We start from the raw sequence: 13,699 nt of genomic DNA, 5'->3' as shown, positions 1-13,699 counted from the left end.
CGCCCGTGGCCGCGTCCCGGGCCGGGCCGACCCCGCGCCGGCTCACGCCCCGGCCCCCGTCCGGACGACCGCCACGGAGCGGCCGGGAACCGTCACGCGCCCGCCGTCCAGGTCCGCGCCGTCCCAGGCGGCGAGCACCTCGTCGGCCTGCAGGTCGAGGGTCACGGGCTCGTCCCCGAGCACGAGGACGACGGCGACGGACCCCCGGTGCAGCACGAACCAGGCGCCGCCGTCGTCGTGGCGGGTGCTCGTGGCGGCCAGGTCCCCGGACGCGAGGTCGGGCTCGGCGCGCCGTAGCGTGATCAGCCCGGAGTACCAGCGCAGCATGCGGGCGTGCTCCGGCCGGTCCCGCTCGGCGCGGTCGAGCCGGCTCGCGGCGACCGTGGAGGCGGCCTGCGGGTCCGGGACCGCCACGGGTCCGCCGTAGACCTCCTCCCAGCCGTGCCCGCCGAACTCCGCCGTCCGGCCACGGCGGATCGCCTCGGCCAGCTCCGGCTCGGCGTGGTCGGTGAAGAACTGCCACCGCGTCCGGGCGCCCCACTCCTCGCCCATGAAGAGCATGGGGGTGAACGGGGACAGCAGGACCAGCGCGGCCGAGATCGCCAGGCCTCCCGGGTCGACCCGCTCCGACGGCCGGTCGCCCAGCGCCCGGTTGCCGACCTGGTCGTGGTCCTGGGAGAACACGACGAAGCGTCGACCGTCCGTCCCGGCGGGGACCGGCCGCCCCCAGTCCCGTCCGCGGAACCGGGAGTAGCCGCCGTCGTGGCGGAACACCCGCGTGAGGACCGTGGCCAGCACCTCCAGGGGCCCGAAGTCCACGTAGTAGCCGTGGCGCTCGCCGGTGATCGTCGCGTGGACGGCGTGGTGCACGTCGTCGGCCCACTGCGCCGTCATGCCGAGGCCCCCCTCGGCGACCGGCGTGACCATCGCCGCGTCGTTGAGGTCGGACTCGGCGATCAGCGACAGCGGCCGGCCCACCTCCTCGGCCAGTGCGCCGACGGCGGTGGCCAGCTCCGCCAGGAGGTGCACGGGGGAGTCGTCCTTGAGCTCGTGCACCGCGTCGAGGCGCAGGGCGTCGACGTGGAAGTCGCGCAGCCAGCGCAGCGCGCTGTCCAGGACGAGGCGGCGCACCTCCCCGGCGTCGGGACCGTCCAGGTTCACCGCCTCGCCCCAGGGCGTCTCGTGCCGGTCGGTGAAGTACGGTCCGAAGACGCTGAGGTAGTTGCCGGAGGGCCCGAGGTGGTTGTGGACCACGTCGAGGCACACAGCCAGGCCACGGGCGTGCGCGGCGTCGACGAAGCGCTGCAGCGCGGCCGGGCCGCCGTACGGGTCGTGGACGGCGAAGAGCGCGACGCCGTCGTAGCCCCAGCCGTGCACGCCCGGGAAGGCGGCGACCGGCATGAGCTCGACGACGTCGACACCGAGCGCCACCAGGTCGTCGAGGTGCTCGACGGCGGCGCCCAGGGTGCCGGCGTCCGTGAACGTGCCGACGTGGAGCTCGTAGACCACGGCGCCCCGCACGTCCCGACCCGCCCAGCCGCCGTCGCCCCAGGGGTACGCCGCAGGGTCGTACGTCCGGCTCGGTCCGTGCACGCCGTGCGGCTGCCACGGGCTGCGCGGGTCGGGACGCGCGTCGCCGCCGTCGACGGCGAAGCCGTAGTCGGTGCCGTCGGGCAGGTCGAGCGGGGCCTCCCACCAGCCGCCCGCCGTGGGCGCCATCGGGTGCACGGCAGCGTCCTCCCACGAGCCCGAGCCGTGCTCACCGGGCAGGTGGAGGTCCACCCGCGCGGCGTACGGTGCCCAGACGGCAGGTCGGCTCGCCCGACCCTGCTGGGAGCGGTGGCCGGGGGTCGTGGTGGTGTCGGTCGTCACCCGGTCAAGCCTGCCCGGGGCGGACCAGCAGGGCCACCGGGGCGGTCCCGAGCAGCTCGGCCAGGGGGACGAGGCCGCCCGCCACCTCCCGTCCGCTCAGCGCGTCGTGCCACGCGCCCTCGGGCAGCGCGACCGTGTGGTCGCCCCACCCCCCGAGGCGGTCCAGCGCGAGCGCCAGGCGCGTCGCCACCGTGACGACCTGCGGCTCGCCCGCTGACGTCCGGGCGAAGGCGAGGGCGTGGCCCGACGACGACGGCAGCGGCTGGTAGCCCGCCGACTCGCCGACGAACGCCTCCGGGTGCCGGCGTCGGGCCCGCAGCGCGCGTGAGGTGACGAGGAGCTTCTCGTCCGCGAGGCCGCGGGGCTGCTGCTCCTCGAGCCGCTCGAGGGACCGGCTCAGGGCGGCGTAGTCCACGGGGCGCCGGTTGTCGGGGTCCACGAGCGCGATCGCCGGCACCTCGGTGCCCTGGTACACGTCGGCGACGCCCGGCATGGTGAGCTGCACGAGCTTCGTGCCGAGCGTCGTCGCGCGGACGCCCGGGGCGGTGCGGCGCAGCCACCCGGTGTAGGCGTCGTGCACGGCCGGCAGGTCCCGCACCTGGCGGGCGAGGTCCAGCACGGCCTGCTCGTAGGCCTCGTCCGGCGTGGTCCAGGTGGTGCGGGACTTCGCCTCCCGCACGGCCTTCGTGAGGTACTCCGTGAGGCGGTCCGCGTCGATCGGGCCGTCGTCGTCCCAGGTGCCGGCGAGCGTCTGCCAGAGGATGTTCTCCGTCCGCCCGTCGAGGATCGACGGGCGCAGGTCCGCCGTGGCGGCACGCAGGGTGTCCACGAGCTCGGACCACTCGACCGGCAGCTCGGAGAGGACGGCGAGCCGCGACCGGACGTCCTCGCTGCGCTTCGTGTCGTGGGTCGACAGGCCGGTCATCGCGACGGGCGCGTGCTGCTGGGCCCGCAGGGCGAACGCGTGGAGCTCCTCGGGGCTGATGGCGAAGCGCTCGGGCGCCCCGCCCACCTCGGCCAGGCTCAGCAGGTGGGTCCACCGGTAGAAGGCGGTGTCCTCCACGCCCTTGGCCATGACCGCGCCGCACACCTGCTGGAAGCGCACGATCAGCTCGTCGCGGCGCGGCTCCCGCGTCCGCCCGGCGGAGCCGATCTCGTGGCCCAGGAGCATCTCGGCCAGCAGGTCCAGGGTCTCCAGCCGGTCGCCCTCCAGGTGCCCGCGGGCGCGCTGCACGCACTCGGCGAACGCGGCCGCGGAGTCGGGGTGGACCGGCCTGCCGGGGGCGACGTAGTAGCGGTAGCGGTCGGCGGCGACCAGCAGCTCCACGAGGCAGTCCTGCAGGGACCGGCGCGTGTGGTCCCGCAGTCGCACGTCGTCACGGCAGATGTCCGCCGCGAGGCCGGCGAGGCGGTCGACCTCGGCGTAGAGCGGCCCGCCGACGATCTCCCGCTTGGCCTCGTCGATCATGCCGGGGAGGGCGTCGGTCGTGTCGCCGGTGAGGCGGTGCATCACCGCCCCGAGCTCACCGCCGCCGCCCGGGTCGACGAAGGCCGCCTCGATGCGCCACATCGCGTCGTAGCCGGTGGTGCCGGCCGTCGCCCAGTCCTCCGGGAGCTCCTCGGTCGGGGCGAGGATCTTCTCCACGACCACCCAGGCGTCGTCGGTCGCGGCCGCGAGCCGGTCCAGGTAGCCCTGCGGGTCGGCCAGGCCGTCCGGGTGGTCGATCCGCAGGCCGTCGACGGTGCCGTCGGCCACGAGGCCCGCCAGGAGCCGGTGCGTGGCGTCGAACACCTCCGGGTCCTCGACCCGGACGGCGGCCAGCGTCCCGACGTCGAAGAACCGCCGGTAGTTCAGCTCCTCGTTCGCCACGCGCCAGTAGGCGAGCCGGTAGTGCTGCCGGTCGACCAGCTCCGCCAGGGGAAGGCTCTCGGTTCCGGGCCGGACGGGGAACACGTGGTCCCAGTAGCGCAGGACGGGCTGCGGCTCGGCGCTGCCCGGGACGACGGCGGTGTCCAGCGAGAGCTCGTCGGCGGCCAGGACCGCGCCCAGGCGGCGACCGAGGACGGGCATGAGGAGCGCGCCGTCGCCGGCGCTCCAGTCCACGTCGAACCACGCCGCGAACGGGGACTCCGGTCCGTGCGCGAGCACCGACCACAGCGCGTGGTTGTGCCACACGGGCGTGGGCACCGCCATGTGGTTCGGCACGACGTCCACGACGAGGCCGAGGCCGTGCTCCCGGGCCGCGGCGTGCAGCCGGCGCAGGCCGTCCTCCCCGCCGAGGGCGGCCGAGATGGCGTCGTGGTCGACGACGTCGTACCCGTGCGTGCTGCCCGGCGCCGCGGTCAGGACGGGGGAGAGGTACAGGTGCGTCGCTCCGAGGCGGGCGACGTACGGCACCTGGGCCGCGGCGTCGTCGAAGGTGAAGTCGGCGTTGAGCTGGAGGCGGTAGGTGGAGACCGGGACGGGGCGCCCCTGCGGCGGTCGACGCCGCGCGGGGCCCGGGCGCACGTCCGTCATGCCGCTCCGCCGGTCGCAGGACGCTCCAGCACCACGACGGACCGTCCGGTCACGTCGAGCGTGTCACCTGCCTTGACGTCGTCCCCGACCTCGAGGTTGTGGTCCGTGTCGAGGACGCACGTCCACACGGTGCCGTACTTGCGCCGCGGGATCGTGAAGCGCACCGTCTCGGGGGCGGCGTTGTAGAGCATGAGGAAGCTGTCGTCGGTGACCCGCTCGCCGCGGACGTCCGGCTCGTCGATGGCCTCCCCGTTGAGGAAGACCATGAGTGCCTTGGCGTAGCCCGCCTGCCAGTCCTCGTCCGACATCTTGGTCCCCGCGGTCGTGAACCAGGCGATGTCCTTGAGGCCGGACTCGCCCCCGTGCTGGACGTTCCCGGCGAAGAACCGGCGGCGGCGCAGGACGGGGTGGTCCCGGCGCAGGTGGATGATCCGGCGCGTGAACTGCAGGTGCGCCTGCTCCTCCGCGTCCAGGTCCCAGTCCATCCAGGTCGTCTCGTTGTCCTGGCAGTACCCGTTGTTGTTGCCGTCCTGGGAGCGACCGATCTCGTCGCCGTGGGAGAGCATCGGGACGCCCTGCGACGTGAGCAGCGTGATGAGGAAGTTGCGCATCTGACGCCAGCGCAGCGCCTCCACCGTCTCGTCGGTCGTCGGCCCCTCGACGCCGCAGTTCCAGGACCGGTTGTGGCTCTCGCCGTCGGCGTTGCCCTCGCCGTTGGCCTCGTTGTGCTTGTCGTTGTACGAGACGAGGTCGCGCATCGTGAAGCCGTCGTGGGCCGTGACGAAGTTGATCGACGCGATCGGCTTGCGGCCCGTGTGCTCGTACAGGTCCGAGGAGCCGGACAGGCGGCTCGCGAACTCCGCCAGCGTCGCCGGCTCGCCGCGCCAGTAGTCCCGCACGGTGTCGCGGTACTTGCCGTTCCACTCGCTCCACAGCGGGGGGAAGCCGCCGACCTGGTACCCGCCCTCGCCGACGTCCCACGGCTCGGCGATGAGCTTCACCTGGGAGACGACCGGGTCCTGCTGCACCAGGTCGAAGAAGGCGGAGAGCCGGTCGACCTCGTGGAACTGACGGGCGAGCGTCGAGGCGAGGTCGAACCGGAAGCCGTCGACGTGCATCTCGTTGACCCAGTAGCGCAGCGAGTCCATGAGCAGCTGGAGCACGTGCGGGTGCCGCATGAGGAGCGAGTTCCCCGTGCCCGTCGTGTCGTAGTAGTGCCGCTTGTCCTCGTCCACGAGGCGGTAGTACGCCGCGTTGTCGATGCCACGGAAGGAGAGCGTCGGGCCGAGGTGGTTCCCCTCGGCCGTGTGGTTGTAGACGACGTCGAGGATGACCTCGATGTCCGCCTCGTGCAGCGCCTTCACCATCTGCTTGAACTCCTGCACCTGCTGGCCGGGCGTCGCGGACGACGCGTAGCCGTTGTGCGGGGCGAAGAAGCCGATCGTGTTGTAGCCCCAGTAGTTCGACAGCCCCTTGTCCTGCAGGGTCGGGTCGTTGACGAACTGGTGGACGGGCATGAGCTCGATCGCCGTGATCCCGAGCTCGCGCAGGTGGTCGATGATCGCCGGGTGCGCCATGCCCGCGTACGTGCCCCGCTGCTCCTCCGGGATGCCCGGGTGGCGCATGGTCAGGCCCTTGACGTGCGCCTCGTAGACCACGCTCTCGTGGTACTCGTGCAGCGGTGGCCGGTCGTGGCCCCAGTCGAAGAACGGGTTGATGACCACCGAGGTCATGGTGTGGCCCAGCGAGTCCTCGGCGTTGAACGACTCCGGGTCGCCGAAGTCGTAGGAGAAGAGCGAGGGGTCGCCGTCCACCTGCCCGTCGATCGCCTTCGCGTACGGGTCCAGGAGGAGCTTGGCGGGGTTGCAGCGGTGGCCGGCGGCCGGGTCGTAGGGCCCGTGGACGCGGAACCCGTACCGCTGGCCCGGCTGCACCGTCGGCAGGTAGCCGTGCCAGACGAAGGCGTCGACCTCGGGCAGGTCGACCCGTTCCTCCGTCCCGTCGTCGGCGATGAGGCAGAGCTCGACGCGCTCGGCGACCTCCGAGAAGACAGCGAAGTTGGTGCCCGTTCCGTCGAAGGTCGCGCCGAGGGGATAGGGCCTGCCGGGCCAGGTCTGCATGCGCCAAGAGTGCCAGGCACCTGAGCGATCTGCTCACCTTGCGCCCGGTTCGCCCCTGTGCCGATGATCACGCCCGCCAGGGCGCGCGGAAGGACGGCCGGGGCCGTAAGGGGTCCCGGCCGACCCGCGCGCGCGTCGTCAGGCGCTCAGATGAACAGCAGCTGCGCACCCTCCGTCAGCTCGATGAAGTCGCTCGCGCTGATGATCGCCTCGACCTCGTCGTACAGGTCCGCCTCGGTGAGCCGGTTCATGTCGGCGCTCATCCGGCAGGCCCACAGGTGGCCGCCGGCGGCCACGATCTGCTCCAGGAACTCCGGCACGTCGGGCACCCCGAGGTCGGCGATGGTCTTCTTCATCTGACGCGTCGCCATCGCCGTCATGCCCGGCATGGGGGTCAGCCCCTGCGGCATGTGCGTCGCCGTGTTGCCCACCGGGGTGAACTTCAGGTCGTGCATCCGCGACTTCGTGATCATGTCGAAGCCCCAGAACGTGAAGAACAGGTGCGTCTCCACACCCTCGCCGAGGGCGGCGTTCGCGAGGATCAGGCCGGGGTAGGCCATGTCCAGGTTGCCCTTGGAGCAGATGATCGCGAGCTTGCGGCCCTCGGAGGCCTCGTCGTCGAACGACGGGACGATCGGTGCGTCGGTCATGGTGCGTCCTCTCTGGGGTCGACCCGCGTCAGACGCAGCCGCGCGGCTTGGGCAGCCCGGCGACGTAGGCCATCTTCTTCGCGGGCTTCTTGGGGAACAGCTCGAACTGCTGCTTGGTGGGGAAGCCGCCGACCGTCTGGACGCGACGCGTCGTGGCGGTCTCGCCCTGGGTCGCGAAGTCCTCGCGCAGGAAGCGGATGACCTTCCAGTGCTCGTCGGAGAGGTCGATGCCGATGGCGGCGGCGAGGGTCTTGCCGAGGCCCTCGTCCCACTCGGACGGGTCGGTCAGGAAACCCTCGGCGTCGACGTGCACCTCGCGGCCGTCGATGGTGGTCACAGGCATGGTCGTCAGTCCTCTCCGAAGCTCGGCGCGATGCCGACGGGGGTGGGGGTCGCTGCGGCGGCGACGGGGGTCGTGCCGACGGGGCTCGCGCCGCTGCCGGGCACCTCCTTGCCGGCCATCGACATGTGGGCGGGGACGGGCATGCGCCGGCCGGGGAGCAGCACGTGCCAGTACAGGTGCCGGAAGGCGAGCTTGCCGAGGTGGTTGCCGCGGCTCTCACGCAGCAGCCGCATCGGGCCCACCTTGGGCAGGGGATAGGTCCCCGGCAGGGGCTCGGTCTCGTAGTTGAAGTCGATGAGCAGGGCCTTGCCGGCGCCGGACTCGATGAAGCAGTTGGCGTGACCGTCGAAGAGGTCGGTCATGGGCCGTCCCTCGACGTGCGCCAGGAAGTTCTCCGTGAACCCGTCCACCTGGAAGTGCGCGACCGAGCCGGCCTTGGACGCCGGGGTGTTCGCGGCGTCCCCGACGGCGAAGATCCGGTCGTCGTCGACGGACAGGAGCGTCTGCTTGTCCACGCGCACGTAGTTGAGCTCGTCCCCCAGGCCGCTGCGGGCCACGAAGTCCGCCCCCATGTTGACGGGGATCGTCACCAGGAGGTCGTACGGGATCTCCCGGTCGTCGAAGGACCGGAGGACGTGGGCCTCGCCGTCCACGCTCTCCACGACGAAGTCCGGCTCGAGCGCGATCCGCCGCTCCGTCAGCATCGCGCCGAGGCGCTCCGCGGACACCGGCTTGGTGAACGCCCCGGGAAGCGGCGTGGCGTAGGTGAGGTCGACGTCGTCCCGGAGCCCGTGCTCCCGGAAGAACGCGTCCGCCAGGAAGGCGAACTCGAGGGGGGCGACGGGGCACTTGATGGGCATCTCGGCCACGTGCACGACGAGGCGGCCGCCGCGCCAGTCGGCCAGCCGCGCCGCGAGGCGCAGGGCGCCGGAGTAGGTGAAGAACTCGTGGACGTCGCCGCCGGCCAACGCCTCCTCGAGCCCGGGGGTCTCGGCCGGCCGCGGCGACGTCCCGGTCGCGACGACGAGGTAGTCGTAGGGCAGCTCCCGGCCGCCCTCCAGCAGGACCGTCCGGCGGTCCCGGTCGACGCGGTCGATCGTGCCGTGGACGAGGTCGACGCCCGGGCGGACGGTGGCCCGGACGGGCTTGGTCACGTCCTTGGGACGGATGGAGCCGAACGGCAGGAAGAGGTAGCCCGGCTGGTAGTGGAGCGTGTCCGACTGCTCGACGACCGTCACCTGCCACTCGTGCCGGGGCAGGCGCGGGCGCAGCCGGTTGACCACCATGGTCCCGGCGGTACCGGCGCCGAGGACGACCAGCCTTCTCATCGTGACTCCTGGTGCTCGGCGTTCCGTCCGGAGGCGGACGGAGGACGGCGGCACCGCCCTACCGCTGACGTTAGGAACGCGTGCCGTCAGGGGACAGGGACGAAGGTCCGAATACCCCTGTGGGTATGACGCCAGGCTCTCGGTGAGCGGCCCGGCACGGCCGGGATGCGGGTACCGCGGACCGGTGCGACGGTGGCCCCATGAGCGAGAAGACACCGTCCGAGCAGCCCTACGACCCCGCGAAGGATCCCGACGCGGACCCGGAGAACCTCCAGCCGCGCACCGGCTCGAAGGCCTCCGGCGGTCCGTCCGAGGGCGACCCCGACGCCGACCCCGACATGCTGAACCCGCGCGACGAGACCCAGGACTGACCCAGCGCCCCGGCGCCGCGGCCGCAGGCGGAGCCCCGTCCGCGCTCGTCGGTCAGCCCGTCGCCCACCGGCAGGCGGGGCGGCGATTCCTCAGCGGGCGAGCCGCTCGACGACGGAGCCGTACACGCGGGGCAGGCCCTGCGCCGCGGGGACGACGGCGCGCCGCAGCGGCGACGTCGCAGCGAGCACCAGGCCGGACGTCAGGACCCGGTAGTCCCGGGTCGCCGCACGCCAGGCGCGCTCGTACGCCTCCGGGTCGTCGAGCGTGGCGACCGCTGCGCGCGCCTGGGCGAACCCGACGCGCAGCCCCTCGCCGGTGAGGGCGTCGACGTAGCCCGACGCGTCCCCGACGAGCCGTACGGGGCCGAGGCTCCGCCGCCGCGTGCGCTGCCGCAGCGGTCCGGCCCCGCGCACGGGGCCGTCGTGCGGGGCTCCGTCCAGCCGGGCGGTCAGCTCCGGGAGGTCGGCCAGGACCGCGTCGAGGTCGGTGCCCCGCGGCCCGAGGACCGCCACGCCGACGAGGTCGTCCGCCACCGGCGTGACGTAGGCCTCCGCCGTCGGCGACCAGTGGACCTCGACCATGTCGCCCCACGGCGGGAGGCGGTAGTGCCGGCGCAGCCCGAACCGCCGCCGGCGGTCGGGACCGGCGGTCTCCTCCAGCCCGAGCATCCGCCGGACGGGGGAGTGCAGGCCGTCGCAGGCCAGCAGCCACCGCGCGGTGACCTCCTCGGGGACCGGCGCCCCGACCTGGCCGGCGCCGCGCGTCACGGTCGCCGCGACGGCACCGTCAGGGCGGGTGCGCAGGGCCGTGACCCGTCCCGGGAGGACGTGCGCGTCCAGGTCCGCCGCGCGCTCGGCGAGGGCCGCGTGCAGGGTCGTGCGCCGCACCCCCCGGCCCGCGGGGCCGCGGAACCGGTGGTCGGCGCGACGTCGTCCCTGCCGGTAGCTGATCCCGGCGAGCACGTGACCGTCCGGCTCGACGTCCCACGACCGCAGCAGGGCCAGGGCCCCGGGCATGAGGCCCTCCCCGCACGCCTTGTCGACCGCGCCGTCCCTGGGCTCCACGACGACGACGTCCAGCCCGGCACGGCGGCACTCGATCGCCGCTGCGAGACCGACCGGTCCGCCGCCGACGACGAGCACGTCGGTGTCGGTCCTCAGGGTCGGCACTCCGGGCCCGTCACACGGTCGCGAGGGCGCGCCGGAGTGCGCGCTCCTCGGCGGGGATCCGGAAGCGCCACAGCAGCACCGCGTTGAGCACCGTGAACGCGAGGGCGGTCACCCATGCCGTGTGGACGAGCGGCAGGGCGATCCCCTCCATGACGACGGCGACGTAGTTGGGGTGCCGGAACCACCGGTAGGGCCCGCGGTCGACGAGGGGGAGGCCGGGCACGACGATCACCCGGGTGTTCCAGCGCGGCCCGAGCGTCGTGATGCACCACCAGCGCAGGCCCTGGCTCGCCACGACGAGGGCCAGCATGGGCCAGCCGAGCCAGGGCAGGAAGGGCCGGTCGGCGAGGACGACCTCCGCGACGCAGGCCGCCAGCAGCGCGGTGTGCAGCGCGACCATGGCCGGGAAGTGCCCGCGGCCGCTCTCGATGCCGCCGCGGGCGAACGACCAGCGGGCGTTGCGGGCGGAGACGACCAGCTCGGCGAGTCGTTCCACGGCCGTGGCGGCGACCACGGCGAGGTAGAGGGCCAGCATGCCGGTCACCGCGTCCCGGGCCAGCGCAGCAGCACCAGCTCGGCGCTCACGCCGGGGCCGAACGCGAAGACCATGCCGGGCGAACCGGGCTCCGGCTCGGGGCCGTCCATCGTGCGCCGGAGCACGTCGAGGACGGAGGCGGAGGAGAGGTTCCCGACCGCGGCGAGGGATGCCCGGCTCGTGCGGACCGCCTCGTCCGGCAGCCCGAGCGCCGTCTGCACGGCGTCGATGATCCGGGGACCGCCGGCGTGGACCACCCAGGTCGTCACGTCGCCCGTCTTCAGGCCGTGCGCGGCCAGCAGGGCGTCCGCGTCGGCCGCCAGGCCCTCCTCCACGAGCGCGGGGAGTCGGGGGGACAGCACGATGCGGAAGCCCGCCGCACCGACGTCCCAGCCCAGGACGTCCTCGGTCCCCGGGTAGAGCCGGCTCCGGCTGGCGACGACCTCCGGACCCCGCCCGGTGCGGGTCACGGCCGGATGGGCGTCACCGACGACGACGGCGGCGGCCGCGCCGTCACCGAAGAGGCCGCTGGCGACCATGTTGGCGCGGGACCGGTCGTCCCGCTGGACCGTCAGGGAGCACAGCTCCAGGCAGACGAGCAGGGCGACGTCGCCCGGGTGACCCACGAGGTAGTCGTGGACCCGGGCGAGCCCCGCGGCACCGGCGACGCAGCCGAGGCCGAACGACGGCAACCTCCGCACGTCCGACCGCAGTCCCAGGCGGCCCACGAGGAGGGCGTCCACCGAGGGGGCGGACACACCGGTCACCGACGTGAACAGCACGTGGTCGACCTCGTCGGCGGCGATGCCGGCGGCCTCGAGCGCCTCGCGTGCGGCGCGCTCGGCCAGGTCCGTCCCGAGCGTCCGGAAGAGCGTGCTGGTCGCACCGAAGTCACCGAGGTCGGCGTAGTCGGCCGGCTCGAGGGCGAGGTGCCGGGTGGTCACGCCGCTGTTGCGGTGCACCTTCTCGAGCAGGGCCCGCCCGGTCGCGTCGGGCGCGAGCAGGGGGGCGATGGCCCCAGTGATCTGCTCCTGGGGCCAGGGCGGCCCCGGCAGGGCCGGTGCGACCGAGATCACATGGGACATTGCGGCATCGTGTCACGCTGGTGGTCATCCGTCTCCGGCTGGGCCGCCGCTGCCAGCGCCGTGCCAGGTCACGGGCCGGCGGGGAGGGCCGGGCCGACGGGGGAGGATGGGCGGATGAGCACGACCACGCGGGGTGGACCCGCACCGCGGGAGGGGTCCGGTTCCGCCTCCGACCTGCGCCGGACCGTCCTGGGCCTCGCCCTCGCCTGCCACACCGGCCCGACCGTGGTCGTCACCGCGCTCTCCGGTGCCGTCGCGGCAGCCGTCGGCGCGCCCGCGTGGACGCTGGTCGTCGTCGTGCTGTCCGTGCTGCTGGGACAGCTGTCGATCGGCTGGTCCAACGACTGGATCGACGCCCCGCGGGACCTGGCCGTCGGGCGCCGCGACAAGCCGGTCGTCCGGGGCCTGGTCGGGGTGGGCACGCTGCGCGGTGCCGCGGTGGGGGCAGGCCTCGCCGGTGGGGTCCTGCCGTTCGTCCTGGGGCCGGCGGCCGGTGCGGCCCACCTCGTGGTGGTCGTGTCGGGATGGCTCTACAACGCACGCCTGAAGTCGACCCCGTGGTCCTGGGCGCCGTACGCGGCCGCGTTCGGCGCGCTCCCGGCGTTCGTCGTCCTCGCGCTGCCGGGTGCCGCCCGCCCCGCGGCCTGGGTCGTGGTCGTCGGGGCGCTCCTCGGCGTCGGGGCGCACCTCGCCAACGTCCTCCCCGACCTCGACGACGACGCGGCGACCGGCGTGCGGGGCCTCCCGCACCTGCTGGGGCGGCGGGCCGACGGTGTCCTGGCGCCGGTGCTCCTGGCCGCGGGGGCGGCGACCGCGGTGCTCGCATCGGACGGCCCCCCGGGCCTCGGGGTGGTCCTCGTCGGGGTGTCCGCGGTGCTCGTCGGTGCCGTGGCGGGGTCCGTCGGGCTCGTGCGGCCGACGAGCCGGCTCCCCTTCACCCTCGCGATGGTCGTCGCCGCGCTGTGCGTGGTGGCCCTGGTCGCCTCCGGGGACGCCGCCGTCTCCTGAGCGGGCGGCCTGCGAGCGCCGCGTGTCGGTGGTCGGTCGGACAGTGGACCCATGGCCCTGCTCCTGCACCCGCGCCGCGACCCGGTGTCACGCCGCCTGGACCTGCCGGGCTGGTCGCCGCGGTCCCGGTGGGGATGGGACCCCTTGCTGGAGTGCTTCTGGGCCGAGCTCGTGCCGTGCTCCCCGGACCACGACGTGCTGGACGTGCCCCGGGAGCACCTCCTGCCGACCCTCACCGCACTGGCGCGGGTCCTGGCAGCACGGTCCGGGACGGACGAGGGCGTCGTCTTCGTCGCGCTGACGGGAGGGCCCTCCCCGTCGCCCCAGCAGGCGGGGAGCGCCGTCCCGGCCTAGCCTCGGAAGGACGCTCGACGAGCCGAAGGAGGAGCCATGGGCACCGACGACAAGATGCGCAACAGCGCACAGGAGCTGGGCGGCAAGGTCAAGGAGGGCACCGGCAAGGCGACCGGTGACCGCGACCTCGAGGCCGAGGGCAAGGGCGACCAGACCGCCGCGAACCTCAAGCAGGCCGGCGAGAAGGTCAAGGACGCCTTCAAGGGCTGAGCCTCGTCACGTCGCAGGAAGCGGGGGAGACCCCGACCGCCGGTGGGTGCGCCTACCGGTGACAGAGGACCGGAGCGCCAGGGGGTGCTCCGGTCCTCTGCGTCCGGCGGCCGGCTCAGCCCTGATCCACCGGTC

The 13,699-nt window shown here is 73.9% G+C and carries 13 protein-coding genes; 4 read left to right on the top strand and 9 right to left on the bottom strand.

Annotated features, from left to right (window positions below):
• Positions 1-42: 42 nt before the first annotated feature.
• The 6 genes from treZ to sqr all read right to left on the bottom strand — a co-directional run bounded on the left by treZ (position 43) and on the right by sqr (position 8,831).
• Entirely contained in the window at positions 43-1,872 is a 1,830-nt protein-coding gene (gene treZ, locus N866_RS11570; RefSeq protein WP_052022954.1) for a malto-oligosyltrehalose trehalohydrolase, read from the bottom strand.
• A 4-nt stretch (positions 1,873-1,876) separates the two neighbouring features.
• Positions 1,877-4,390 carry a malto-oligosyltrehalose synthase gene (gene treY, locus N866_RS11565; RefSeq protein WP_034226478.1) on the bottom strand — a complete coding sequence of 838 codons (2,514 nt, stop codon included), beginning with the start codon at positions 4,388-4,390 and terminating at the stop codon, positions 1,877-1,879.
• Positions 4,387-6,510 carry a glycogen debranching protein GlgX gene (gene glgX, locus N866_RS11560; protein ID WP_034226476.1) on the bottom strand — a complete coding sequence of 708 codons (2,124 nt, stop codon included), beginning with the start codon at positions 6,508-6,510 and terminating at the stop codon, positions 4,387-4,389. Before glgX ends, treY begins: the two co-directional genes overlap by 4 nt.
• A 146-nt stretch (positions 6,511-6,656) precedes the next feature.
• Positions 6,657-7,160, bottom strand: coding sequence for a DsrE/DsrF/DrsH-like family protein (locus N866_RS11555; protein ID WP_034226475.1), 504 nt, complete (start codon positions 7,158-7,160; stop codon positions 6,657-6,659).
• A 28-nt stretch (positions 7,161-7,188) separates the two neighbouring features.
• Entirely contained in the window at positions 7,189-7,503 is a 315-nt protein-coding gene (locus N866_RS11550) for a TusE/DsrC/DsvC family sulfur relay protein (protein WP_034226474.1), read from the bottom strand.
• 5 nt (positions 7,504-7,508) lie between these two features.
• Complete coding sequence (gene sqr / locus N866_RS11545; RefSeq protein ID WP_081802584.1) at positions 7,509-8,831, bottom strand: type III sulfide quinone reductase, selenoprotein subtype; 1,323 nt, start codon at positions 8,829-8,831, stop codon at positions 7,509-7,511.
• Positions 8,832-9,031: 200 nt separating this feature from the next.
• On the opposite strand from sqr, the gene N866_RS20940 reads away from it, so the two are divergent.
• Positions 9,032-9,202, top strand: a complete 171-nt coding sequence (locus tag N866_RS20940; protein ID WP_155855319.1) for a hypothetical protein — start codon at positions 9,032-9,034, stop codon at positions 9,200-9,202.
• Between the two features lie 90 nt (positions 9,203-9,292).
• Here the strand turns inward: N866_RS20940 and N866_RS11540 are convergent, their stop codons facing one another.
• From N866_RS11540 to N866_RS11530, 3 genes are read right to left on the bottom strand one after another with little or no spacing between them, the layout of a single operon-like run.
• The gene (locus N866_RS11540) at positions 9,293-10,372 is read right to left on the bottom strand and encodes an NAD(P)/FAD-dependent oxidoreductase (protein ID WP_245612569.1); all 1,080 of its coding nucleotides are present in this window, start codon (positions 10,370-10,372) and stop codon (positions 9,293-9,295) included.
• 10 nt (positions 10,373-10,382) lie between these two features.
• Positions 10,383-10,907: an isoprenylcysteine carboxyl methyltransferase family protein gene (locus N866_RS11535; RefSeq protein WP_034226481.1), complete on the bottom strand. Its 525-nt coding sequence runs from the start codon at positions 10,905-10,907 to the stop codon at positions 10,383-10,385.
• 5 nt (positions 10,908-10,912) lie between these two features.
• Entirely contained in the window at positions 10,913-11,992 is a 1,080-nt protein-coding gene (locus tag N866_RS11530) for a type III polyketide synthase (RefSeq protein ID WP_034226473.1), read from the bottom strand.
• 114 nt (positions 11,993-12,106) lie between these two features.
• Here N866_RS11530 and N866_RS11525 point away from each other — a divergent pair, with 114 nt between their 5' ends.
• Genes N866_RS11525 through N866_RS11515 form a run of 3 tightly spaced genes read left to right on the top strand, consistent with a single transcriptional unit; the run spans position 12,107 to position 13,564 of the window.
• On the top strand, positions 12,107-13,000 hold the full coding sequence (locus N866_RS11525) for a UbiA family prenyltransferase (protein ID WP_081802583.1): 894 nt from the start codon (positions 12,107-12,109) through the stop codon (positions 12,998-13,000).
• A 51-nt stretch (positions 13,001-13,051) separates the two neighbouring features.
• Complete coding sequence (locus tag N866_RS11520; protein ID WP_034226472.1) at positions 13,052-13,354, top strand: hypothetical protein; 303 nt, start codon at positions 13,052-13,054, stop codon at positions 13,352-13,354.
• Positions 13,355-13,390: 36 nt separating this feature from the next.
• Positions 13,391-13,564, top strand: a complete 174-nt coding sequence (locus N866_RS11515) for a CsbD family protein (RefSeq protein ID WP_034226471.1) — start codon at positions 13,391-13,393, stop codon at positions 13,562-13,564.
• Positions 13,565-13,699: the final 135 nt, after the last annotated feature.

It is taken from the genome of Actinotalea ferrariae CF5-4, assembly GCF_000603945.1.
GTDB lineage: Bacteria > Actinomycetota > Actinomycetes > Actinomycetales > Cellulomonadaceae > Actinotalea > Actinotalea ferrariae.
The sequence above is the reverse complement of the archived record's forward strand: the minus strand, read 5'-3'. Positions and strand labels throughout refer to the sequence as shown.